We start from the raw sequence: 7,463 nt of genomic DNA, 5'->3' as shown, positions 1-7,463 counted from the left end.
TCGTCGCCGCGAGCGCGGCGGTGAGCGCCTGCAGCCGGTCGGCGCGCTCGCGCGCCTCCTCCAGCCGGCGGCGCTCGGCCTCCAGCGCGCGCAGCAGGCGCTCGCGCACCGCCGCCGCCTCGCGGGCCGCCGACACGTCGCGGTTCGTGCCCACGAGCCGTTGCGGGCGCCCCGCCTCGTCGCGCACCACGTGCGCGCGCGACGCCACGTGCCGCACCCGCCCGCCGGGGTGCACGACGCGGTAGTCGAGCGGGAAGGTCCCGCCGCGCGCGAGCCCCTCCTGCGCCGCCGCCTGCACCGCCGCCAGGTCGTCGGGGTGGATGGTCGCCAGCTGCATCGCGGCGACGTCGCCGAGGCGCCCGGCCGGGACGCCGATGATCGCCGCGCCGCGCCCGTCCAGCTCCCCGCCGCCCGTCGCGAGGTCCCAGCTCCACGTGCCCACATCGGCCACGTCGAGCGCCAGGCGCAGGCGCGCCTCCCCCTCGCGCAGCGCCGCCTCGGCGCGCGCGCGCTCGACCGCGTCCCACGTGCGCTCGGCGACCGCCTCGACGAGCGCGACCTCGACCGGCGTGAAGGCGCGCGGCGCGCGGTGGTGCGCGAACAGCACGGCGAGCAGCCGGCCGCCCTTGTGCAGCGGCGCGCACACCGCGCCCCGGATGCGCTGCGCCGCGAACGCCGCCCGCTCCCCCTCGGTGAGCCCGGCGTGCGTCGCCGCGTCGGCGTGCAGCACCGACCGCCCGTCGCGCAGCGCCTCCGCCACCTCGGCGCCGAAGTCGTCGAGGCGGAAGCGCCCCGCCAGCGGCGGCATCCCGTCGCCCGTCAGGCTGCACACCGCCACGACGGCGCGCCCGTCGGCCTCCGCCTCCGCATACCCCACGCGGTCCACGCCGAGGTGCTCGCGCAGCGCGCGCGCCGCCTCCTCGCGGATCGCCTCGGGCTCGGTGAGGGGGCGCAGCCGGTCGTTCAGCGCCATCAGGAACGTCTGCAGCACCGCTCAGCCCTCCGGGAGCACGAGGACGAAGGTGCTGCCCGCGCCCGGCGCGCTCTCGACCGTCAGCTCGCCGCCCATGCCGCGCGCCAGGTCGCGGCTGATCGCCAGCCCGAGTCCCGCCCCCTCGTGCGGGCGCGTCAGGTCCGACCGCACCTGCACGAACGGCTCGAAGATCGCGTCCAGCTTGTCGGCCGGGATCCCGATCCCGGTGTCGCGGACGACGATCGCCACGCGGCCGTCGCGCGCCGCCGCCGACAGCTCCACCGCGCCCCCGCGGTCGGTGAACTTCACGGCGTTGGAGAGGAGGTTCGCGAGCACCTGCCGCACCTTCTCGGCGTCCGCGCGCACCGCCAGCCCGCGCGCGCCCGGGTCCACGCGCAGCGTCAGCCCGCGCGCCCGCGCCTGCGGCGCGACCAGCCCCTCGGCCGCGGCCAGCAGCTCGGCGACGTGCAGCCGCGCGAGCTCGTAGCGCACCGCCCCCGTCTCCAGCCGCGCGTAGTTGAGCACCTCGTTGATGAGCCCGAGCAGGTGGCGCTGGCTCGCCTGGATGCGCAGCAGGTCCTCGCGCTGCGCCTCGGTGACCGGGCCGCGGATCCCCAGCTCCAGCAGCTCGGCGTAGCCGCCGATGGCGTTGAGCGGGGTGCGCAGCTCGTGCGACATCACGGCCAGGAACTGGCTCTTGGCCTGGTTGGCCGCCTCGGCCTCGGCGCGCGCGGCGCGCTCCGCCTCGAACAGGCGCGCGCGCTCGACGGCCAGCGCCGCCTGCTGCCCGAGCGCGAGCAGGAACGCGCGCTCCTCGGGGGGGAAGACGCGCGGCCCCGCGAAGGCGAACGAGATCACGCCGACCGCCTCGCCCGCGGCGATCAGCGGCACGAACGCCGCCGAGCCCACGCCGAGCACGTCCCACACCGGCGCGATGGGCGGGAAGCGCGCGTCGAGCCCGTCGGGGCCGTCGCGCCCCTCCATCCAGATCGGCGCGCGCGTGCGGTAGCACTCGATCAGCGGGCTCGCGAGGTCGAACGCCTGGCGCCGCACGCGCGCCGCCACGCGCTCGGGGAACCCCTCCTGGCGCAGCAGGACGAGCGCGTCGCCGTCGGGCGCGCGCCCCGCCAGCGCGCCGGTGCGCGCGCCGAGCGCGACGACCGTGTCGGACACCACGACCGTCGCCACCTCGTCGAGCGTGCGCGCCGCGGCCAGCGCGGCGGCGCGCGCCTGCAGCCGCTCGGCGCGCTCGCGCGCGGCCCGCTCGGCGAGCGCCACGTCGCGCTGCGCGGTCGTGTCCTCGAACACCACCACGGCGTGCGTGACGTCGCCCCCCGCGTCGCGCACCGGCGCCGCCGAGACGCGCAGCGTCCCCAGCGTGCCGTCGCCGCGGCGGAAGTCCAGCAGCTCTCCCGTGACCGTCTCGCCGCGCTGCACCGCGCGCGCCAGCGGCCACTCCTCGGGCGCCAGCGGGCGCCCGTCCGCCGGGTGGAAGCCGGCGTAGTCGCCGTACCCCGCCACGTCCGGGGAGAGCGGCGCCTCGCGCCCCCAGATCGCGTCGGCCTGCGCGTTCGCCTGCAGCAGCCGCCCCGACGGCGCCTGCGCGATGATGACGCCGACCGGGAGCTGCTGCAGCACCGCGTCGAGCCGCGCCTCGCTCGCGCGCAGCGTCTCGCGCGCCGCGGCCTCGTCGGGCGCGTACTCCAGCACGACCGCGACGACCCCCACGGTGGTCCCGTCGGGGCCGGGGATCGGGTGGTACGCCGAGACGAAGTGGCGCGGCCCGCGCGAGGTCTCGAGCAGCAGCGGGAGGTCCACCACCGCCTCGCCGCGCTCGAGCACGCGCCGCAGCAGCGGCTCGGTGAGGTCGGCGGCGGCGTCCGGGATGACCTCGCGGATCGCGCGCCCGGCGTGCGCGGCGGCCGGCCGCCCGTTCATCGCCGCCAGCGCGTCGTTCACGCGCACGTACCGCAGCGCCCGGTCCACGTACGCCACCCCGGCCGCCCGGGTCTCGAACAGCAGCGCGGCGAGCGCCAGGGCGGCGCGGGCCTCGTCGTGCGGGGCGGCGGGTACGGCGGGTTCGGCGGCGGTCACGCGCCGAACGATGTACCGGCGCGCGGGCCCGCGATAGCCGAACGGGACGCTAGCGCTCGAAGGCGGCGCGCCGGCGGACGACCGCGCCCGGGCTGGGCGGCCAGGCGAGGTCGAACGGCGCCTCGTCCACGGCGCGCAGCAGCGCGCGGAGGGCGCGGCGGACGAGCGAGGGCGGTCGGCCGGTCGCCGGCGCGCGGCGCGGCGGCGGGTAGGCGAGTCGGGTGCCGAAGTTGGCCACGGGATCACTCTCTATGGTGAGCTCGGCGGGCGTCGGCAGACGCACCGTGCCGGGCGGGTGGTAGATGCGGGACGTGTGGTGCTCCATGCATCGAGAGCTAGCCGTCCCGGGCGCCGGGGTCCAAGACGATGTTGGTGGGCGCCGATACCGTGCGGGTATGACGCGCCGGCGGCGGCTCCCCCGCGGTTGCCCGCCGGGCGCGCGGCGCGTCCTTGCCCCGACCGCCCCCGCCGCACCCTCCCCCACCCCGGCCATGAGCACCCGGCTCGACGCGCTGCTGCACCCGTCGCTCCGCGGCGACGAGGAGACGCGCCGGCGCGCGGGGCTGACGGTGGTCCTGTCGCTGGTCGTGATGGGCGTCGCGCTCGCGTACGCGCTCGTGTACCGCTACGTCGTCGGCTTCCGCGACGGCGCGGTCATCCTGGCGGCGGGGGCGGCGGTCGGGCCGGCGGTGCTGGCCATGGTGGGGCGGCGCCCGTGGACGCGCGCCGCCGGCCACGCGGTCACCGCGACGTGCTTCGCCGTCGTCCTCGCGCTGGTGGGCCGGGAGGGCGGGCTGTCCTCGCTCGCCGCCCCGTGGCTGGTCACGCCGCCGCTCTTCGCCGCGCTCCTCCTCGGCCGCCGCGGCGCGGTCGGCTGGACCGCGGCCTGCGTGGCCGCCCTGGCCGCGCTCTACGCCGTCGAGGCGCGCGGCGTCCGCTTCCCGACCACGTACCCGCCCGAGTGGACGGAGCGCCTGACGCTGGGGAGCCACGCGGGGCTGGTGCTGTGCACGGCGCTGCTGCTGTTCGTGTTCGAGAGCCGGCGCGCGGCGGCGCACGCGCGCGCCGAGCGCGCGACCGAGGCGCTGGCGCGGCTGGCGTACTGGGACTCGCTGACCGGGCTCGCGAACCGCGCCCGCTTCGTCGAGTCGCTCGACGGCGCGCTCGCCCGCGCCCGCGCCGACGGCGAGCCGGCGCGCGTCGCCGTGCTGCTGCTCGACCTCGACGGGTTCAAGGAGGTCAACGACACGATGGGGCACGCCGCGGGCGACGCGCTGCTCACGCTCGTCGGCGCGCGGCTCCTCAGCGCGACGCGCGGCTGCGACACGGCGGCGCGCCTCGGCGGCGACGAGTTCGCGGTGGTGCTCGACGGCGTGCGCAGCGACTCCGACGCCGCCGTCGTCGCCGAGCGGGTGGTCGCGGCGCTCACCGTGCCGTTCGCGCTCGCCGGCGGCCCCGCCGCGGTGGGGGCCAGCGTCGGCGTCGCGCGCGCCGGCGTCGGCGCCACGTCGGCCTCGCTGCTGCACGACGCCGACGTGGCGATGTACCAGGCGAAGGCGCTCGGGCGCGGCCGCTGGGTGCCGCACGCCCCGGGGATGACCACGCGCGTCCTGGGCGCCGCGTAGCCGGCCGACGGGTCGGGCGACCCCTGGCGTGCGCGGCCCGTCGGGGCCGATGTTGGACGACCGCCTCCCCCCGCCCCGCCGCCCGCCATGCAGGACCTGACCACCGGCTCGCTCAGCCGGCACCTCCTGAAGACCACGAGCTTCATGCTCGTGATGATGGTCTTCCAGACGCTCTACTTCCTGGTCGACCTGTACTGGGTGGGGCGGCTCGGCACCGAGGCCGTCGCCGGCGTCTCGATCGCCGGCAACATCTCCTTCCTCACGCTGGCGATCGGGCAGATGCTCGGCGTCGGCACGACCACCGTCGTCTCGCACGCGGTCGGGCGGCGCGACCAGGCGGAGGCGCGGCACCTGTTCCACCAGGCGCTCCTGCTCGCGACCGCGGTGGGCGCGCTCTTCCTCGTGCTCGGGCTCGCGCTGCTCGGCCGCTACACGCGCGCGCTCGGCGCCGACGCGCGCACCGCCGCGCTGGCCGCCGACTACCTGCGCTGGTTCGTCCCCGCGATGGCGCTCCAGTTCCCGCTCGGCGCGATGGGCGCGGCGCTGCGCGCGACGGGCAACTTCCGCCCGACGATGCTCGTGTCGACGGCGAGCGTCGTCCTGAACATGGCGCTCGCGCCGTTCCTGATCTTCGGCTGGGGGACGGGGCGCGCGTACGGCGTCGCCGGCGCCGCGATCTCGTCGCTGGTCGCGATCGTCGTCGGGCTGGCGTGGCTCGGCTGGTACTTCGTCCCCGAGACGGCCTACCTGCGCTTCGACGCCGACGGCTGGCGCCCGCGCCCCGCCGCGTGGCGCCGCATGCTCGGCGTCGGGCTCCCGGCCGGCTTCGAGTTCTCGATGATGGCGCTCTACCAGTTCGTCGTCTACACCGTCGCGCTGCCGTTCGGCGCGGCCGCGCAGGCGGGGTTCGGCGTCGGGATGCGCGTCATCCAGGCCGGCTTCATGCCCGTCGTCGCGCTCGGGTTCGCGGTGGCGCCGGTGGCCGGGCAGAACTTCGGCGCCGGGCGGCCGGAGCGCGTGCGCGCCACGTTCCGCCAGGCCGCGCTGATGGCGAGCGGCGTGATGGCGCTGTTCGCCGTGCTGTCGCACGTCGCCCCCGACGCGATGATCCGCACGTTCTCCGACGACCCGGCGCTGGTGGCGGTCGGCTCGGAGTACCTGCGGATCATCTCGTGGAACTACGTCGCGTCGGGGCTCATCTTCGTCGCCTCGAGCATGTTCCAGGCGATGGGGAACACGATCCCGTCGCTGGTGGCGTCGGGCGCGCGCATGGCGCTGGTGATCGTCCCGACGCTCGTGCTGTCGCGCCAGCCGGGGTTCCGGCTGACGTGGGTGTGGCTGCTCGCCGTGACGAGCGTGTACGTGCAGCTCGCGCTCAGCCTGTGGCTGCTGCGCCGCGAGTTCGGGCGCCGGCTCGGCGCGCCGGCGCTCAGCGGCGCGGGACTCCCCGCAGCGTCCCCTCCGCCGATCCCAGCCACCAGCGCCCCGTCACCGGCGCCCCCGGCCGCGGATCGTTCTGCCCGTACAGACGCAGCGTGAGCACGCCCGACGGCGTCTCCCCCTGCAGCACGAGGTCCGTGCCGATCACGGTCAGCGCCAGCGGGCGCGCGGCGGCGTCGCCGGCCACCCGGTAGCTCGCCGCGAGCCCGCCGGGCGCGCTGGCGACCGTCACCTCCGCGGGGAGGCGCGCGTCGCCCGCGGCGCGGATGCGGTAGGTGACCGCGGGGGTCGGGTCGGCGAGGAGGGCCAGCAGGAGGAGGCTGCGCATCGGGGGCTCCGGGTCGGTGGGGGTCTCCCGAGAGCTAGCCCTTCCGGCCCGGCCGGTCCAAGACGATTTTCGTCCCGACCGATACCCGACAGGTATGGAGCTCCGCCACCTCCGCTACTTCGTGGCCGTCGCCGAGGAGCTGCACTTCGGCCGCGCCGCCGAGCGCCTGCACATCGCGCAGCCGCCGCTGAGCCGCCAGATCCGCGACCTCGAGCGCGAGGTCGGCACGCCGCTGTTCGAGCGCGTGCCGCGCGGCGTCGAGCTGACCCCCGCCGGGCGCGCGTTCCTCGGCGAGTCGCGTCTCGTGCTCGCGCAGGCCGAGCGCGCGCTGCGCACCGCGCAGCGGGCCGCGCGCGGCGAGGTCGGGCGGCTGCGCGTGGGCTTCGCCGAGGCGGCGACCTACGCCGGCGCGCTCCCGTCGGTGCTCGGCTTCTTCCGCTCGCACCTGCCGAACATCGGCCTGTCGCTGTTCGAGCTGGACTCGCCGCAGCAGTGGGACGCGCTGCGCGAGGCCCGGATCGACGTCGGGCTGCTGCACGCGCTGCCGCCCGACGCCGCGCGCTGGCTGGTGTCGGAGCCGGTGCTCGCCGACCCGCTGCTCGCCGCGGTGCCGGCGGCGCACCCGCTGGCGCGCGGGCGGGCGGCGGTGGCCGACCTGGAGGGCGAGCCGCTCGTGCTCTTCCCGCGCCCCGCCGACCCGGCGCTGTACGACGCGATCGTGGCGCGGTGCCGCGCGGCGGGGTTCAGTCCCGCGGTCGCGCAGGTCGCCGAGGGGTGGCACACGCTGGTCGCGCTGGCGGGCGCCGGCGTCGGCGTCGCGCTGGTGCCGCGGTCGATGGCGCGGCTGGAGCGCCCCGACGTCGTCTACCGGCCGGTGCGCGGGCTCTCGGTGAAGCTCGCGCTCTCGGCGGCGTGGCGGCGCGGCGACCGGCAGCCGGGGCGCGAGCGCTTCGTCACCGCGCTCCGCGCCGTCGCGAGCGCGCGCCCGGCCGCGAGGGGCGCG

7 protein-coding genes are annotated in these 7,463 nt (G+C 77.7%); 3 read left to right on the top strand and 4 right to left on the bottom strand.

Annotated elements, in window-relative coordinates:
• From PYV61_RS17590 to PYV61_RS17580, 3 genes are all read right to left on the bottom strand, one after another.
• Positions 1–991: PAS domain-containing protein (locus tag PYV61_RS17590; RefSeq protein ID WP_275834003.1), on the bottom strand; the 991-nt coding region annotated here is incomplete at its 3' end.
• 3 nt (positions 992–994) lie between these two features.
• Positions 995–3,067, bottom strand: a complete 2,073-nt coding sequence (locus PYV61_RS17585; RefSeq protein ID WP_275834001.1) for an ATP-binding protein — start codon at positions 3,065–3,067, stop codon at positions 995–997.
• 49 nt (positions 3,068–3,116) lie between these two features.
• Complete coding sequence (locus PYV61_RS17580) at positions 3,117–3,392, bottom strand: hypothetical protein (RefSeq protein ID WP_275833999.1); 276 nt, start codon at positions 3,390–3,392, stop codon at positions 3,117–3,119.
• Positions 3,393–3,558: 166 nt separating this feature from the next.
• Here PYV61_RS17580 and PYV61_RS17575 point away from each other — a divergent pair, with 166 nt between their 5' ends.
• Positions 3,559–4,692, top strand: coding sequence for a GGDEF domain-containing protein (locus tag PYV61_RS17575; RefSeq protein ID WP_275833997.1), 1,134 nt, complete (start codon positions 3,559–3,561; stop codon positions 4,690–4,692).
• Positions 4,693–4,779: 87 nt separating this feature from the next.
• Complete coding sequence (locus PYV61_RS17570) at positions 4,780–6,231, top strand: MATE family efflux transporter (RefSeq protein ID WP_275833995.1); 1,452 nt, start codon at positions 4,780–4,782, stop codon at positions 6,229–6,231.
• Here the strand turns inward: PYV61_RS17570 and PYV61_RS17565 are convergent.
• Entirely contained in the window at positions 6,122–6,460 is a 339-nt protein-coding gene (locus tag PYV61_RS17565; RefSeq protein WP_275833993.1) for a hypothetical protein, read from the bottom strand. The two genes, PYV61_RS17570 and PYV61_RS17565, sit on opposite strands and share 110 nt — an antisense overlap.
• A 94-nt stretch (positions 6,461–6,554) precedes the next feature.
• Between PYV61_RS17565 and PYV61_RS17560 the strand changes: the two genes are divergently transcribed.
• A partial coding sequence (locus PYV61_RS17560; RefSeq protein ID WP_275833991.1) for a LysR substrate-binding domain-containing protein occupies positions 6,555–7,463 on the top strand: 909 nt, incomplete at its 3' end.

Origin of the sequence: Roseisolibacter sp. H3M3-2, assembly GCF_029211165.1 — a bacterium.
In the GTDB taxonomy this organism is placed as follows: Bacteria; Gemmatimonadota; Gemmatimonadetes; order Gemmatimonadales; family Gemmatimonadaceae; genus Roseisolibacter.
Note: the sequence above shows the minus strand (reverse complement) of the source record. Positions and strands in the feature narration are given on the sequence as shown.

Excerpts from the sequence above, each read along its gene's own strand:
- PYV61_RS17575 (WP_275833997.1), top strand. The coding sequence starts at position 3,559 with ATGAGCACCCGGCTCGACGCGCTGCTGCACCCGTCGCTCCGCGGCGAC.
- PYV61_RS17565 (WP_275833993.1), bottom strand. The coding sequence starts at position 6,460 with ATGCGCAGCCTCCTCCTGCTGGCCCTCCTCGCCGACCCGACCCCCGCG.
- PYV61_RS17570 (WP_275833995.1), top strand. The coding sequence starts at position 4,780 with ATGCAGGACCTGACCACCGGCTCGCTCAGCCGGCACCTCCTGAAGACC.
- PYV61_RS17580 (WP_275833999.1), bottom strand. The coding sequence starts at position 3,392 with ATGGAGCACCACACGTCCCGCATCTACCACCCGCCCGGCACGGTGCGT.